This is a genomic window from Sporosarcina sp. P7 (genome assembly GCF_002743425.1).
In the GTDB taxonomy this organism is placed as follows: Bacteria; Bacillota; Bacilli; order Bacillales_A; family Planococcaceae; genus Sporosarcina.
This window is the reverse complement of sequence record NZ_PDZF01000001.1, coordinates 93,695-109,258: the sequence shown is the minus strand read 5'-3', so window position 1 is coordinate 109,258 and position 15,564 is coordinate 93,695. Positions and strand designations below refer to the sequence as shown.

18 protein-coding genes and 1 tRNA gene are annotated in these 15,564 nt (G+C 40.7%); 16 read left to right on the top strand and 3 right to left on the bottom strand.

Annotated elements, in window-relative coordinates:
- Nucleotides 1-91: 91 nt before the first annotated feature.
- The 7 genes from CSV60_RS00555 (at nt 92) to CSV60_RS00525 (ending at nt 3,185) form a co-directional block, all read left to right on the top strand.
- Complete coding sequence (locus CSV60_RS00555) at nt 92-484, top strand: hypothetical protein (protein ID WP_099635709.1); 393 nt, start codon at nt 92-94, stop codon at nt 482-484.
- Nucleotides 484-939 (top strand): stage V sporulation protein AC, encoded by a 456-nt coding sequence (gene spoVAC / locus CSV60_RS00550; RefSeq protein WP_099632415.1) that lies wholly within the window; start codon nt 484-486, stop codon nt 937-939. Before CSV60_RS00555 ends, spoVAC begins: the two co-directional genes overlap by 1 nt.
- Nucleotides 933-1,952 carry a beta-ketoacyl-[acyl-carrier-protein] synthase family protein gene (locus CSV60_RS00545; protein ID WP_099635708.1) on the top strand — a complete coding sequence of 340 codons (1,020 nt, stop codon included), beginning with the start codon at nt 933-935 and terminating at the stop codon, nt 1,950-1,952. The genes spoVAC and CSV60_RS00545 overlap by 7 nt, the downstream gene beginning before the upstream one ends.
- Nucleotides 1,949-2,311, top strand: a complete 363-nt coding sequence (gene spoVAE, locus CSV60_RS00540; protein WP_099632413.1) for a stage V sporulation protein AE — start codon at nt 1,949-1,951, stop codon at nt 2,309-2,311. Before CSV60_RS00545 ends, spoVAE begins: the two co-directional genes overlap by 4 nt.
- A gap of 71 nt (nt 2,312-2,382) precedes the next feature.
- Nucleotides 2,383-2,523: a YjcZ family sporulation protein gene (locus CSV60_RS16100; protein WP_099632412.1), complete on the top strand. Its 141-nt coding sequence runs from the start codon at nt 2,383-2,385 to the stop codon at nt 2,521-2,523.
- A 15-nt stretch (nt 2,524-2,538) separates the two neighbouring features.
- Entirely contained in the window at nt 2,539-2,793 is a 255-nt protein-coding gene (locus CSV60_RS00530) for a stage VI sporulation protein F (RefSeq protein WP_099632411.1), read from the top strand.
- Nucleotides 2,794-2,876: 83 nt separating this feature from the next.
- Nucleotides 2,877-3,185 (top strand): hypothetical protein, encoded by a 309-nt coding sequence (locus CSV60_RS00525; protein WP_099632410.1) that lies wholly within the window; start codon nt 2,877-2,879, stop codon nt 3,183-3,185.
- Between the two features lie 54 nt (nt 3,186-3,239).
- On the opposite strand, the gene CSV60_RS00520 is transcribed toward CSV60_RS00525, so the two are convergent.
- From CSV60_RS00520 to CSV60_RS00510, 3 genes are all read right to left on the bottom strand, one after another.
- Entirely contained in the window at nt 3,240-3,716 is a 477-nt protein-coding gene (locus CSV60_RS00520) for a GNAT family N-acetyltransferase (RefSeq protein ID WP_099632409.1), read from the bottom strand.
- Nucleotides 3,685-4,200, bottom strand: coding sequence for a YjcG family protein (locus tag CSV60_RS00515; RefSeq protein ID WP_099632408.1), 516 nt, complete (start codon nt 4,198-4,200; stop codon nt 3,685-3,687). Before CSV60_RS00515 ends, CSV60_RS00520 begins: the two co-directional genes overlap by 32 nt.
- Nucleotides 4,201-4,288: 88 nt before the next feature.
- Nucleotides 4,289-5,011: an alpha/beta hydrolase gene (locus tag CSV60_RS00510; RefSeq protein WP_099635707.1), complete on the bottom strand. Its 723-nt coding sequence runs from the start codon at nt 5,009-5,011 to the stop codon at nt 4,289-4,291.
- Nucleotides 5,012-5,119: 108 nt separating this feature from the next.
- Here CSV60_RS00510 and CSV60_RS00505 point away from each other — a divergent pair, with 108 nt between their 5' ends.
- The 9 genes from CSV60_RS00505 to CSV60_RS00470 all read left to right on the top strand — a co-directional run bounded on the left by CSV60_RS00505 (nt 5,120) and on the right by CSV60_RS00470 (nt 15,360).
- Entirely contained in the window at nt 5,120-5,674 is a 555-nt protein-coding gene (locus tag CSV60_RS00505; RefSeq protein ID WP_099632406.1) for a phosphatidylglycerophosphatase A family protein, read from the top strand.
- A 334-nt stretch (nt 5,675-6,008) separates the two neighbouring features.
- Nucleotides 6,009-6,995 (top strand): TAXI family TRAP transporter solute-binding subunit, encoded by a 987-nt coding sequence (locus CSV60_RS00500; protein WP_099635706.1) that lies wholly within the window; start codon nt 6,009-6,011, stop codon nt 6,993-6,995.
- A gap of 144 nt (nt 6,996-7,139) precedes the next feature.
- Entirely contained in the window at nt 7,140-7,664 is a 525-nt protein-coding gene (locus CSV60_RS00495; protein ID WP_099635705.1) for a DUF1850 domain-containing protein, read from the top strand.
- Nucleotides 7,654-9,690 (top strand): TRAP transporter permease, encoded by a 2,037-nt coding sequence (locus tag CSV60_RS00490; protein ID WP_369823557.1) that lies wholly within the window; start codon nt 7,654-7,656, stop codon nt 9,688-9,690. The genes CSV60_RS00495 and CSV60_RS00490 overlap by 11 nt, the downstream gene beginning before the upstream one ends.
- Before the next feature lie 385 nt (nt 9,691-10,075).
- The gene (locus tag CSV60_RS15925; RefSeq protein ID WP_180960147.1) at nt 10,076-10,225 is read left to right on the top strand and encodes a hypothetical protein; all 150 of its coding nucleotides are present in this window, start codon (nt 10,076-10,078) and stop codon (nt 10,223-10,225) included.
- A 185-nt stretch (nt 10,226-10,410) separates the two neighbouring features.
- Nucleotides 10,411-10,483: transfer RNA gene (locus CSV60_RS00485), tRNA-Val, on the top strand.
- A gap of 204 nt (nt 10,484-10,687) precedes the next feature.
- Nucleotides 10,688-11,581 (top strand): RluA family pseudouridine synthase, encoded by an 894-nt coding sequence (locus CSV60_RS00480; RefSeq protein WP_099635704.1) that lies wholly within the window; start codon nt 10,688-10,690, stop codon nt 11,579-11,581.
- A gap of 188 nt (nt 11,582-11,769) precedes the next feature.
- Complete coding sequence (locus CSV60_RS00475) at nt 11,770-13,872, top strand: heavy metal translocating P-type ATPase (protein ID WP_099635703.1); 2,103 nt, start codon at nt 11,770-11,772, stop codon at nt 13,870-13,872.
- A 99-nt stretch (nt 13,873-13,971) separates the two neighbouring features.
- Entirely contained in the window at nt 13,972-15,360 is a 1,389-nt protein-coding gene (locus CSV60_RS00470) for an aldehyde dehydrogenase (protein ID WP_099635702.1), read from the top strand.
- Nucleotides 15,361-15,564: the final 204 nt, after the last annotated feature.

Sequence of the window (15,564 nt, the reverse complement as noted above, 5' to 3'; positions counted from 1 at the left end):
TGCATGGGTAATCGACATGACAGGGCGCTTTCCTCAATATGCATAAATCCGACATAAAAGATACATGCTAGACAGAAGGGAGGCGTCGCATTTGAAGAAGCTGAGTATATTATTACTTATTCTTGGTCTACTCACTGGTTGTAGTGAGAAAGGAACATATATTAAAAATACTACTCCGTACGATGAGCGTTCATTAGAGAATGTTTTGATGAGTAATGAACATGTGAAACTAGCAAAGGTACTGCTATATGAAGATGAGTTGCTAGCAGGGATTCGTGTCAATACGTTTTCCCGATTTCAAAAGAAAGCTATTGCCAACAAAATTCAAAAAAAATTGGAACGTGAGTATCCTGACTTAAAAGTCACAGTGTCGGCAGACAGTAAAATCTTATTGGAAACGGAGAAGCTGATCAATAAAAAAAGCGAGAAAAATTATCGAAAGAAAATTGATAAAATCAAATCAATTGAAAAGGAGCAAACCTAATGCAACAGGAAAAGTATGCCCAAATAGAGAAAGAGTTATCACCTAAACCACCCATTATGAAAAATGTCATTAAAGCTTTCTTAATTGGTGGTTTGATATGTCTAATTGGCCAATTTATTGCACTTTTTTATATTACGTACTTTGACTTTACGGAACGCACAGCGAGTAATCCAACTGTTGCCACAATGATTTTCATCGCCATGTTGTTAACGGGTTTTGGACTATATAAAAAGATTTCCCAATTTGGCGGGGCAGGTGCGGCGGTACCGATTACAGGATTCGGCAATGCCGTCGTCTCGGCTGCTATTGAACATAAATCGGAAGGATATGTACTAGGTGTTGGCGGGAATATGTTTAAACTAGCTGGTTCAGTTATTTTATTTGGTGTCTTTTCTGCCTTCGTTGTAGCGCTGATCAAGACTATCTTAGTGAAATTTGGTGTGGTCTCATGGTAAAACGAGGAGTGTTAACCTTTCATTCCAAGCCAAGTATTTATGCAACAGGTGTAACGGCAGGTCCATTGGAAAAAAAGAAAAGTGTGTTTGCGCAGCAATTCGACAAATCGTACGAAGATGAGCGTTGTGATTTGCCGACGAACGAAGACGGTCATAAGCAGTTAATGTATGATGCTGTATTGATTGCACTGAGTAAAGCGAAGAAACAGCCGGAGAAAATTGATTTCTTATTAACTGGTGACTTAGTCAATCAAATGACACCTTCTAATTTCACAGCCCACGCATTAGCTATTCCGTATATTGGTCTGTTTTCCGCTTGCGCTACTTCTGTTTCATCTATGATTACAGCGGCATTGCTCGCGGATGCGAAGCATGCAAACTGGATCGTGGCGGGTTCTTCTAGTCAACATAATGCAATTGAACGGCAGTTTCGATATCCGGTGGAGTATGGTTCACAAAAAGGAGCAACTGCACAGTGGACGGTCACAGCGGCTGGTGCTGTATTGATTGGACAACATAAACAAGGCACCCCAGTGATTGACTGTGCCACTGTAGGAAAAGTGATAGATATGGGGATGACGGATCCGTTGAATATGGGATCTGCAATGGCTCCAGCGGCCAGTGATACATTGATGAATCACTTAACAGGACATAGTAAAACGGTCGATGATTATGACACGATCATCACGGGGGATTTAGGAAGTAATGGTTTCAAAATCTTTAAAGCGTTGGCAAATGAAAATGGTTTACCGCATACGAAAAACTTTCGGGATGCCGGAGAAGAATTTTATGGAAATGATCCGTCCTTTAAAGCAGGAGCGAGCGGATCCGGTTGTTCAGCGGCGGTATTTTTTTCCGACGTGTATCAAAAGTTGCTGTCGGGAGAGTATAAGCGGGTTTTATTGCTGGCAACCGGTGCCTTACTATCCCCTTTGTCATTTCAACAAGGGGATACGATTCCGTGTATTGCTCACGCTATTGAACTGACAATGGATGAGGTGACGGCGCCATGATATCTATATACATTACATCATTTATAGTGGGTGGCTTGATTTGTGTCATCGGGCAATTACTGATGGATGTCGCAAAGTTAACGCCTGCTCACACATTATGTTCACTGGTTGTAGCAGGATCGGTGCTGGATGGTTTCGGCTGGTATGAACCGTTTATTGATTTTGCTGGTGCTGGCGCTACGATTCCCATTACTTCATTCGGGAACGCATTGACACATGGCGCGATGGCGGAAGCCGAGAAACACGGCTTGGTCGGTGTAGTAACGGGGATGTTTGAAGTGACAAGTTCGGGAATCAGTGCGGCAATTATTTTCGGACTAATTGGTGCATTGCTCTTTACTTCAAAAGGAAATATTTAAACTACCAAAACGCCCTCTCCAATTCATTCTTCTCTGCATATAGTAGAGAAGAAAGAAAGGAGGGGTTTTTCATGTACGGATGTTATCCATCTCAAGGTCACGGTGGTTACGGATACGGCGGAGGATGTGGTGAACGATATGGCGGTTCTTCATTCGTCTTGATTGTAGTTCTGTTTATATTATTGATTATTGTAGGCAGAAGCTATTTCTAAGGAGGAGAACTGAATATGAACGATTCATTCTTTAAAAAAATAGAATCTAAAACGGGCGTGCCGATGGAAGAAGTCTTCGCATTAGCGAATGCCATCCAATATGCCGATTTTAAAGATGAAAAACAAGTAAGAAAAATCATTCGAAAAGTTAGTCAAGTAGCTAAAAAAGACGTGCCACAATCAGTAGAAGATGAACTGGTTAACTCCATCCTGACAAGTGGAAAAGGATTGAATTTAAACGACATATCACAAATGCTAGGTGGTAAGTAAAATAAACTTACTAAAACAAGTTTATACTTCTAGCTAACTGGGTAAACTACTAATGAAAATATATTTAATAGGGGGTGCACATCATGGGTTATATCCTACCAATACCAAATTACCAAGCACAACAGTATGCAGAACGTATGAATAACGAACGTCATAATTTTGCTTATATCGGACGCGTAAATCCTGTGCGTCTGGAAAATGAGGAATCAAGCTATTGGGAAGATGTTCTGGCAGATGAGGAAAGACGTCGTGAAGAGCAGATGAAACAACGGAAAAATCGTGCACCTCAACCTTTAGTTAAAAATGGATTTATTGCGCCAAATCCAGCCCAATTCTCACCTGAAATTGCAGAAGTTGTAGGAAAGGGCCAATCGATTAACGCATATGTCTGACGCAAGGAAATACCCCTTACCACTAGAGTGGCAAGGGGTATTTTTTCTGTGCAATCAGTCGTTTAACAAACTTTTCTCCATGGCGCGATGAGGAATATCAGCGTCCATGAATTCGGGCGATGTTACGACGTAGCCTAGCTTTTTGTAAAAAGGCACAGCATAGGATTGCGCATTCAAAATAAGTTTTTTCATAGAATTCTTTCGTGCATGTTCTTCTAATGTATTCATAATTAATTTTCCAAGATGTTTACCGCGATGTTCAGGTAAAATACAGATTCTCTCTATTTTACCGTGTGCATTTACCAGACCTCTCATGCGGCCGGCACCGATTGGTTGATCTACTTCATCGTAGACGACGAAGTGGATAGCTTCTTGATCGTGTTCGTCCAACTCAAGGATCAGCGGGACGCCCTGTTCTTCCACAAAAACTTTCTTGCGGACGGAATACGCATCCTGCCGACCTTTTTCATCTGAGACGATTTTTACTGTAATCTGCAAATCAAGACTCACGATCAAGACGGAACGTTTCATAGACTGTCCACGATCCGTCTTCTAGTTGATAAAGTAAATGAATACGATCGATGACTTCCGTGTGGTCTACACCTACCATCTTCATTTGGTTAATCACATCATCGTGTTCACCAGAAGTCAGGTTTTGCGCAATTGTAACATGCGGAACAAAAGCATAATTGTTTTCATCGTGATAGAAGTTTACATTTAAATCCTTATGCAACGCGAGAATTTCGTCGTTCGGTACAACTTTAAAGTAAATCGTGTTCGTCGTTGGTGCGAACGAGCCAACTTTTGTAACTTTCAACTCAAAAGGGCTGTTTTTAATGGTAATTTCTTTTAACGCATTTGCTACTTCTTCAATTTCCTTGTCATTCGCTTCGAATGGATCTTTCAGCGTCATATGAGGTGTAATCAGCGAATAATGCGGATCATATCTCATCCGATAGCCGTTTGCTAAATCTTGAAGTTTTTTTGAAGGGAATGCAACAATACCGTATTTCATTTAAGTTTGCCTCCTTGTGAATTGACTGAATTTTAGGTACATCTATTTTAGTATATCAGAAAATAGTCCAACATGTCTCTTTCTATTACTAAAGGCTATTTATTTCAATCAGCGCACGGCGAATATCAGGTTGCCATGATTTCCATGTATGATCTCCATCTAGCTCTTCATAATAGTGAGGAAATCTTTTTTCTTTAATGATTTTATGCAGCTCTCGGTTAGGTGTTAGAAAATCCAATCTGCCGTCAGCAGTTGTGGGTACATCAGTTTCTTTATCACCGATCACATGGTAAATAGAAAGGTTTGCAGGGGTTTGATTGGCTTTAACTGCTTCGAGTACGTGTTCATTAACGAATGGTGAATGCAATACTACATTTCCAAAGCAGTTTGGATATTTTAAAGCGGTCAATAAGGAAATCGATGCTGCCAGTGAATCGCCCATCAACATTCTTGAAGAGCCCATTTGGTATGTTGGGTAGGTTTCATCAATATACTGAATTAACTCGTGCGCTAAAAAGCGGATATATGCTTTGTGTCGATCACCTTCTGGATGATACATACGTCTGCGTTCTTGCACCGTTTTGTATGGGATTCCTACGATGATGACCGGTTCAATAATTTCTTCTTCCATTAATTCATCGGCAATTCGACCAATCCGTCCGAGTTGAAAATAATCTTTGCCATCAGATACGAGCATGACATTATGTTTGTATAAAGGGGAATAGCGTGATGGCAAATATATCAATAGTTCCATTTCTTCTTGTAATTCATTACTGTAAAAACGAATTTCTTCAATTTTTCCTGGATTCATTTTGTAGGACCTCCATAATTAATGTACACTTACTAAATATCATACCGATAAATAACAGTGTAAAGCTAGTGAAAACTATTGCATATGAAGAGAGAGAGGGGAAATAATATGGATGAAGGTAAAAACATTGTTCATTCGGACGTTGTGACTGCGGCAACAAAAGACGCGTTGATCCGTCGTGGGGTTAAGATTGAAGATATTGCAAAAATTGTGTATGAACTGCAAGTGCCTTATAACAAAGGTTTGTCACTCGAACAGTGTATCGACTCAGTAGAAAGCGTTCTTCGTAAACGTGAATTGCAACATGCCATATTGGTTGGAGTTGAATTGGATGAAATTGCTGAAAGAGGTCAATTATCGGGACCGCTTCAGCAAATCGTTGAATCAGACGAGGGGTTATTTGGAGTGGATGAAACGATTGCATTGGGTGCGGTATACACGTATGGGTCAATCGCCGTTACTACATTCGGTCACTTAGATAAGAATAAAGTCGGCATCATCAACGAATTGGATACAAAAAAAGGAATTGGTATCCATACGTTCTTAGATGATTTAGTGGCAAGTGTGGCGGCTTGTGCGGCATCTAGAATTGCGCATAGAACGCGCGATTTGAAAGAAGCAGGCCTTACGTTTGAAGATGTACAAAATGGCAAGAGCTCATAATTAAAACGAACTGCTCTAGATCATCATTTCTAGCAGCAGTTTTTTTGTTGTAGATGAAATTAGTCAGTGCGTCTAGGATTACGGTTCTGTTATGAGGATGTGGTAAGCGGTGAGAGTGGAGAGTCCATTAGAACCACTACCTCTACCACGGCAGTCGCCTTCGCTGGAATAGGTGTTGGGGCAACACCTGATAAAGGCTATACATTTACGGGGGTCAAGAGCATAAAAGGAACAGGAAATAATATATAAATTATTATTATATTGACAAGTTAAAGCGCTTTCATGGTAGAATGGTAGTGTCTATGACTACAAAATGTAAAGGGGAGATGGTCACATGAAGAAAAATTCACTTCGCCTACTGGCGTTAGTTTCCATGCTTGCGCTTCTTGTGCTCGCAGCTTGCGGTAACGATGAAAAAGCCGACGGGAACAAAGATGAAGGTAAGACAGAGCAAGACTACAAGTTCTTGAGCTTACTTACTGGGGGAACACAAGGCACTTATTATCCATTAGGTGGATCTTTTGCTGAATTCATTACTGAAGAGACAGGAATCAAGACGACTGCTGAAGTATCTCAAGCATCTGCTGCAAACATGACAGCACTTAAAGATGGAGATGCAAACATTGCATTCGTACAAACTGACATCGCATACTACGCTTCTAAAGGTGAAATGATGTTTGATGGGGATGTAATTGACGACGTATCCGCTATTGGTGCACTTTATCCGGAAACAGTTCAATTGGTTACGTTGAAGAAAAACAATATCAAGACATTTGAAGACTTAAAAGGCAAAAGTATTTCAATAGGAGCGCCAGGTTCAGGAACAGCTGCTAACGCTGAGCAATTGCTTGAAATCCATGGTTTAGCTTTAAGCGATATCAAAGCACAAAACTTGGACTTCGGTGAGTCACAAGAAAGTCTACAAGCTGGACAAATTGACGCTGCATTCATTACAGCTGGAACTCCAACAGGTGCTGTTGAAGGTCTAAACGCTACTTCAGAAGTTTTCGTTATTCCAGTGGAAGAAGACAAAGCGGACGAATTAATCGAGAAATATCCATATTACACTAAAGAAATAATCCCTGCTGGAACGTATGGTTCCAAAGAAGAGACACCTGCAGTATCAGTAGGTGCAATGCTTGTGATGCAGAACGATATCTCTGAAGAACTTGGTTACCAGATCACAAAGGCAATTTATGAAAATGCTTCGAAAATCCAACATGCTAAAGGTGCTTTGATTAAAGCAGAAAACGGTTTGAATGGAATTGGTATTCCTGTACACCCAGGTGCACAGAAGTACTTTGACGAAGTGAACAAATAAACTGAATAAGTTATCGGATAGAATCATTTGGGGGCGGTAAAGCGAAAGCTTTATTCGTCCCATTCTTACTTTTTTAAAAACAATTAGCGGAATACATAAACTATTTTATCGTTTATATGTAATGAAACAGAAAGGATTTAGCGGATGAAATTACGAAAAATCGTTCTTCTGCTGACGTTTCTAATCGGAATTGTAATGCTGATCATCTGGTTTTATCCGTATAGACAAATGATCATATTTGAAGAGGTTCGGAGCGAACAACCAAAAGCGTATTATCTTCCATTACACGAGAATAGAAATTTTCAAATTCAATATATTCATTCAATCCATTTGTCCAATGTGAAAGAGCAGTATCGCATTACCGACAATGGAAAGCTCCGTTTCGAATTTATGCAGTATGAAGATGTAGCCATCGGTTTGCCGGGTTATGCAGAGGAAGGCGAAACACTGCAAGTAGAAGATGGTGTTTATACGCTTACATTCGAAAACCGCGTAATAGACTCGTTTGTTCTCTACGTAGGTAGGGTGAATACAGATCTGTCTTTGCGATATGAGCAACAAGATTATCATCTAAAAGAATTTCTTCAAAAGGGGCATTCTTATGAATTTCATGTGGCGAAGGTTTCAAATTATAAGATGTTAAAAGGAGTCAGATTAAATGAAAAATAATAAAGATCGGGAAAAAGATATTCCCGCTATCTCTGATGAAGAAATGGGTACACTTTCTGAACAAGAACAACTCGAAATTCTTCAAAAGTACGACCCTGAATCCAATACGAGAGATCTGAAAGGTCTTATCGGGAAGATTGTATTTTTCGGTTTGTTAGCATTTTCGATTTTCCAGCTGTATACAGCGATTGGAAAACCATTTACAGCTCAAATCCAGCGATCGATTCACTTAGGATTTGCTCTATCACTTATTTTCCTATTGTTCCCTGCTAGGAAAAAGATCAGTGTGCGTCGTGACAAAGTTCCGTTTTATGATATTATTTTATCCTTATTGGCGATAGCAGTTGGTTTATACTGGCCACTATTTATCGACGAACTAGTATTTCGTGTGGGGCGTGTATCCGATGTCGATTTAATTATCGGTATTTTAGCGGTTCTCCTCACACTAGAGGCAGCAAGACGTGCGGTAGGAATGCCGATCACAATCATTTCCGTAGTGTTTCTAGTTTATGCGTTCTTTGGACCTTATTTCCCAGGGTTCCTTGCACATAGAGGGCAAAGTGTGGAAAATCTCGTTCAACTCATGTTCTTTACAACGGACGGGATTCTCGGTACGCCAATCAGTGTATCCGCCACTTTCATATTCGTCTTCCTGTTGTTTGGAGCGTTCTTAGTAAAGACTGGTGTTGGTAACTACTTTAATGACTTGGCGGTAGTATTGGCGGGACGTTTGACTGGCGGACCGGCAAAAGTCGCTATTTTCTCAAGTGCTTTGCAAGGTACAATTTCAGGTAGTTCTGTAGCAAATGTCGTGGGATCTGGTTCGTACACGATCCCGATGATGAAGAAGCTAGGGTACCGAAAAGAATTCGCAGGCGGAGTAGAGGCAGCTGCGTCTACAGGTGGGCAGATTATGCCACCCATCATGGGGGCCGCTGCATTCCTGATGGTTGAATTTATCGGCGGCGTTACGTATTGGGAAATTGCCAAAGCAGCAGCTATCCCTGCGTTGCTGTACTTCACCGGAATTTGGATCATGACCCATTTCGAAGCAAAGCGTGTTGGTTTGCAAGGGATGGATGCCTCGCAAATTCCTAATCGTAAAGAAACGCTAAAAAAGATTTATTTATTACTACCGATTATAGGTATTATTGTCTTCCTATTAATAGGTATTCCGACGATGAAAGCGGCTTTACTCGGTATCGTATTAACCATTGCAGTAAGTGCAATTAGTAAAGAAACGAGAATTGGCTTTAAAGATATGATTGAGGCGTTAGTAGATGGTGCCCGTACAGCATTGGCTGTAGCAGCTGCAACAGCTTGTGCGGGTATTATTGTCGGTGTTGTCGTCAAGACGGGTCTTGGGCTTAGCTTGGCAACCGGCTTGATCTCGGCAGCCGGCGGTAACATCTTGCTCACATTAATTTTCACGATGTTCGCGGCAATCATTTTGGGGATGGGCTCTCCAACGACGGCAAACTATGTTATTACATCTACAATCGCGGCCCCTGCTATCATTACATTATTGATGCTAGATGAGCCTACAGGTGCAGCTGTGCCGATTGTAGTGGCGGTATCTGCACACTTATTCGTATTTTACTTTGGTATCATTGCAGATATCACACCGCCTGTTGCACTCGCTGCCTTTGCAGCCTCTGGTATTTCAGGTGGGGATCCGATCAAGACTGGTGTCACTTCCGCAAAACTAGCAATTGCTGCATTCATCATCCCGTACATGTTCGTCTTTAATCCGGCGATGCTGATGCTCGACTCGAGTATACTAGAGATTGTTTGGGTGACTTTGACCGCCATTATTGGTATGGTCGCAATCGGGGCGGGGATCATTGGTTTCTGGTATAGTAAACTGAACTGGATTCTGCGAGTCATCACGATATGTACAGGCATGTTGTTGATCTACCCAGAAACTATCACAGATATTATCGGTTTAGTATTATTCATCGTCTTGCTGGTGTCTCAGTGGATGGGTAATAAGAAAAATAATTCGCCAACATTGGCTTCAAATTAAATAATTTCTAAAAAGACTTGCCAGCTCGAAATGGAGCTTGCAAGTCTTTTATTTTACTAATGAAAGATAAGAATTTTCAGAAAGTTGTACACGCTCTTACATCTCTATAAATCTTGTTGGCTGAAAAGAACTAGATTAAATAGAATTTTTACTAGAGGACGGGTCTACTATATAAGGATTCCATCGAAACTTGAATTTCAAAACACATGATAAAATAAAAGTCAAGAAGCCGAAGGACCAAAAATAAGTCAAATTATTTTGGACTAATTACGCAGTTTTACCAACACGAGTTATGTATATACTACATATAAGCGAATCAGTCATAACGAATAAACTATATAGATCGGTACAGAAACCAATCAAATCAAAAAGGAGAGAAAATACTATGAGTACACAAGAGACATGGTGGGAAAACGTTTTTGAAGGGCACTTGGCACATGGTTTCAACAAAGAACGTATGAGTGAGCTGGATCATGAAGAGTTTTTATATTTTGAGAATGAATCAACAGAAGAACAATTAAACCCTATGCAGTAAGTGAAGGGAGAAGCGTCTCTGAATAGTCTAATAAACGTCCATAAAAGTCGGTAATTTTTCTAATGGTATAGAAGAATTATCGATTTTTAATTTCTTTGTTTACAACAAGGAAAGATAATGCTATTATAGTATTTGTGCTTGAGAGCCTAACTAACTCACTTCAATAGGCACATCCTAGTATGATCGATTCCGTAGCTCAGCTGGGAGAGCGCCACCTTGACAGGGTGGAGGTCGCTGGTTCGAGCCCAGTCGGAGTCATAGGTGCCAAACCTAAGTTATTTACCGTAGGAACACGGTTTATAACAATAAACAGTCCTATTAGACCGAATGTCTAGGGGCTGTTTTTTTATGTCTAGATTTTTTCACATGTACTGTCAAATGATATTCAAGCGCACCATCCGTCATGCGGTGAATAGTTATAATACGAGCACCTATTTAAATAAGCAGGAGGGCTAACATACAATGAAAAGAAAACAGATTACATCTAATGTACAAAAATATACAGTGGAAGAACAGATAGAGCTCTTGCCGTATTTATTGAAGGTTATGTCAAAAAGCAGTAGAAATTCAGTGAAATCCATTCTTACACGTGGCCAAGTTATGGTGGATGGTCAGATGACAACAAAGCATAATCAGCCGTTAGCGCCTGGACAAAAGGTGGAAATACAAAGCAATAAAACGGCTATAAATGTCTCTAAATTAGTCGGTGTATCTATTCTCCACGAAGATGACGATATTATCGTGATCAATAAAGATGCAGGCATTCTTTCTGTAGCTTCTGAAAAAGAAAAAGATCAGACTGCCTATAGAGAAATTACAAAGTATGTGAAGAGGAGTCATCCTGAAAACCGAATTTTTGTTGTGCACCGTCTGGATAGAGATACATCGGGTGTGATGATGTTTGCTAAAAACGAAGAAACCCAGCAAGCGTTGCAAAGTACATGGAATGAATCGGTAAAGGAACGTTTGTATACTGCGCTTGTCGAAGGGAAAGTACGTACACAATCAGGAACTATTTCGTCTTGGTTAACGGAAAATAGTGCATTCAGAGTATATTCAAGCCCAACTGACAATGGAGGACAACATGCCATTACACATTATAGAAGAGTACAAGCGAATAAAAGTTGCTCATTGTTGGAAGTTCTTCTGGAAACCGGCCGAAAAAATCAAATCCGTGTGCATATGGAAGAATTGGGTCATCCAGTGATGGGTGACAAAAAGTATGGTGCTACAGGCAACCCTTTGCGTAGAGTGGGACTTCATGCCACAGCTTTGTCTTTTCTACATCCACGTACAGGGGAATTAGTTCGATTTGAAGCGGAAGTACCGCAAATCTTCATTACGCGCTCAAAATAAAAAATGGTTCATTTTGCAGTTCCTTAGGATATCCAAGGAACTGCTTTTTTATGTGATTTCATTCAAATGTATAGTTGAATGGCTAAATTGACAAAATATCTTGAATTGCATATACTAAAATTAATCAATCAAACGGACGGTTGAATGTTGAAAGGTAAAATGAACGAATTTTTGAGAGGACTGGTCACATGGCTTCTGAGAAAAATGTCTATCGCCTGCAAAATTTATCGTGCACAAGTTGTGCTGCGAAATTCGAGAAAAATGTCCGGCAGATTGAGTCTGTGGAAGATGTGCAGTTGAACTTTGGTGCATCCAAATTAACCGTTGCGGGAGAGGCTTCTATTTTGCAATTAGAAGAGGCTGGGGCATTTGACGGTATTAAAGTGTTTCCTGAAAAACAGCGGATTAGTAAACAACATACGCCTTTTTGGAAAAAACGTGAAAATCAAACGACTATTACTTCGTTAGTTTTGCTACTAGCAGGGTATGCAGTATCTACCGCAAATGGTGATCATAACTGGCTGTCGATTGCTCTGTTTCTCTCTGCCATTATAATCGGTGGATTCAGTTTGATGAAGGAAGGATTAACGAATCTTTTTAAACTTGAATTTGATATGTCTACATTGATGACAATCGCAGTCATTGGGGCTGCACTCATTGGTGACTGGGCAGAAGGTGCGGTCGTAGTGTTCCTCTTCTCTGTCAGTGAAGCATTGGAAAGTTATTCAATTGATAAAGCGAGAAATTCCATTACATCACTAATTGAAATCGCCCCTACAACGGCCATTGTACTTCGCGGAAATAATGAATTGGAAGTAGATGTAGAGGATTTACGAATTAATGATGTGATTTTGATTAAACCGGGACAAAAGATTGCGATGGATGGTGAAGTGATCCAAGGTGACTCATCCGTTAACCAAGCCGCCATTACAGGTGAGTCTGTGCCCGTACACAAAGTACTAGGAGACGAAGTGTTTGCAGGTACCTTGAATGAGGAAGGTGCAATGCAAGTCCGCGTGACGAAACTAGCTGAAGATACTACGATTGCCAAAATCATTCACTTAGTAGAAGAAGCTCAGGCGGAAAAAGCACCGACACAACAATTTGTCGATCGCTTTGCGAGATACTATACACCAGCTATTTTAGTTATTTCTTTACTGATCATGATTATACCTCCACTTTTAATAGGTGGAGTATGGGGTGAATGGTTCTATAAAGGTCTTGTCGTATTAGTAGTTGGCTGCCCTTGCGCATTAGTCATCTCCACGCCTATTGCGATCGTTACCGCGATTGGGAACGCTGCACGCAATGGTGTATTGATCAAAGGTGGCATTCATTTAGAAGAAACGGGACAAATCAACGTGGTAGCTTTTGATAAAACAGGTACGCTGACTGAAGGACGTCCGGAAGTAACAGATGTCGTGTCGGTTTCTTCATTAACAGAAGATCAAATAGTGCAACAAGCAGCTTCTATTGAGAAGTTTTCCCAACATCCATTAGCCTCATCGATTATGCGGGCAGCGGAGAAATTACCGCTTGGATTACTGTCGGTACATCAATTCCAATCCATTACAGGCAAAGGCGCAAAAGCTATGATTGGAGAGCGTGTCGTACATGTGGGAAGTCCTAATTTATTCCGGGAAATGAACACAGTGGCAGAATCCATTGAACAGCAGATTTTAGCGTTTCAGAAACAAGGTAAAACCGTTATGCTCGTCTGGTCTGAAGCGGGTTTAGAGGGAATAATAGCAGTAGCTGATCAAGTGCGTAAAAGTAGTGTGAAGGTTATCCAGAAGCTTCATGAGATGGGTAAGAAGACGGTGATGCTAACGGGTGATAATCAATCGACCGCTCTAGCAATTGGAGGGCAACTTGGGTTATCGGAAGTCAAAGCAGAATTATTACCCGATCAAAAAGTCGAGATGATTAAATCATTAGGTCAATATGGTAAAGTAGCAATGGTGGGTGACGGAGTGAACGACGCGCCAGCATTAGCTACAGCAAATGTCGGTATTGCAATGGGAGGTGCAGGAACAGATACTGCACTTGAAACGGCAGATATTGCATTGATGGCAGATGACTTGGAGAAACTTCCCTATACGATCAAATTAAGCTCGCGCACGAAACAAATCATTGTACAAAATATCTCGATCGCACTTGGTTTAAAAGTACTTGCGCTACTTCTCATTATTCCAGGTTGGCTGACATTATGGATGGCGGTCATGGCAGATATGGGTGCGACGGTCATTGTCGTATTAAATTCATTGCGACTCATGAAAAATAAAATATAAAATACGTAGAAACTTCAGTCGAATCAATCGTCTGAAGTTTTTTCTATTGAATAAAATGGTAGACTGATAACAACAACAATCATGAGGAGTGTGGATAATTTGGCAATGACCAGTCTGGAACTTGAAATGATTATGAACAAACAGAAGCAATATTATGTCTCAGGAGTAACGCGTAGTATTTCATTTCGAAAAATGATGCTGGAAAAGCTGTATAAAGCGATTCAAAAGCATGAGAAAGAAATCTCGGATGCATTGCATAAAGATCTACACAAACCTCCGCTCGAAGCCTATGTAGCAGAGATAGGCTTTGTGTTATCCAGTATTACACATATGATGGATCACTTGGAAGAATGGGCAGCGCCTGAAAAAGTTAAGACACCACTCCATTTACAACCGGCAATGAGCTTTATCGTGAAGGAACCATATGGCACTGTATTGATTATCGGACCCTTTAACTATCCGTTCCAACTGTTGATTGATCCGTTAATAGGCTCGATCGCAACAGGGAATTGTACAGTGTTGAAACCTTCGGAAGATGCATTGCATACAGCTGCTGTCGTAGACAAAATCATTTCAAGTGTCTTTCCAGCGGAGTATGTAACCGTTGTGCATGGTCACAAAGAAGAGACACAACTGTTACTTGGCGCACCATTTGATTATGTATTCTTTACCGGAAGTGCAAAAGTAGGGAAAATCGTCATGAAAGCTTGTGCGGAGAGATTGACTCCATTGACACTAGAATTGGGCGGAAAAAGTCCAGCCGTTGTCGATCATACCGCAGATATCAAAAAAGCGGCAGAGAAGATTGTTTGGGGTAAGTATATGAATGCAGGTCAAACATGTGTAGCACCAGACTATGTATTAGCTGACGTTTCGATTTACGATGAGTTGTTAACTGAAATGAAGAGCGCTATCCAACGTTATTACGGGAAGGATGCACAGAAGAGTGCTGACTACGGTCGCATAATTGCGGATCGTCATTTCGATCGGCTGGCGAAAATATTAGAGCAAGATCAAGCATATATCGTAGAAGGCGGCAAGACAGATGCTGCGGATAAATACATCGAGCCGACGATTTTAGCGCTTTCGGACTGGAATAGCGCAAGTATGCAAGAGGAGTTATTTGGGCCGATTTTGCCTGTTCTTCCGTATGATAATTTAGGTGTGGCCATTCAGCACATTAGCATGTTACCTAAGCCGCTTGCTGCATACCTTTTTACTGAAAACGATGAGGCAGTCAATCATTTCATCGAAGTATTGCCTTTTGGCGGTGGTTGCATCAATGACACCATTTCACATGTGGCCAACATTCATTTACCGTTTGGCGGAGTAGGGCCTTCTGGAATGAATCAATACCATGGAAAAGCAAGTTTTGAAACATTCTCCCATTCGAAATCCATGATGAAAAAGAGTACCGCAGTATCGGTGCCTATAGCATTTCCTCCATATAGAGGGAAATTGTCAGTAGTAAAGCGTTTCATTCGCTAACTGTAAGGAAATTCAAACTATTGAGATGCGCTTTGCTGTCTTTTGACCAGCAAAGTGCCTTTGTGATCACCGATGATCTTTTTACAAATCAACATCATTCAAGTAACGGACAATAGGAGTAAATATTTCGGCATGATATAGAAACTTCACGCTATATTCCATGCTGGATGTGATAAGAAAAGATGCGTATAATAGGAATGATAG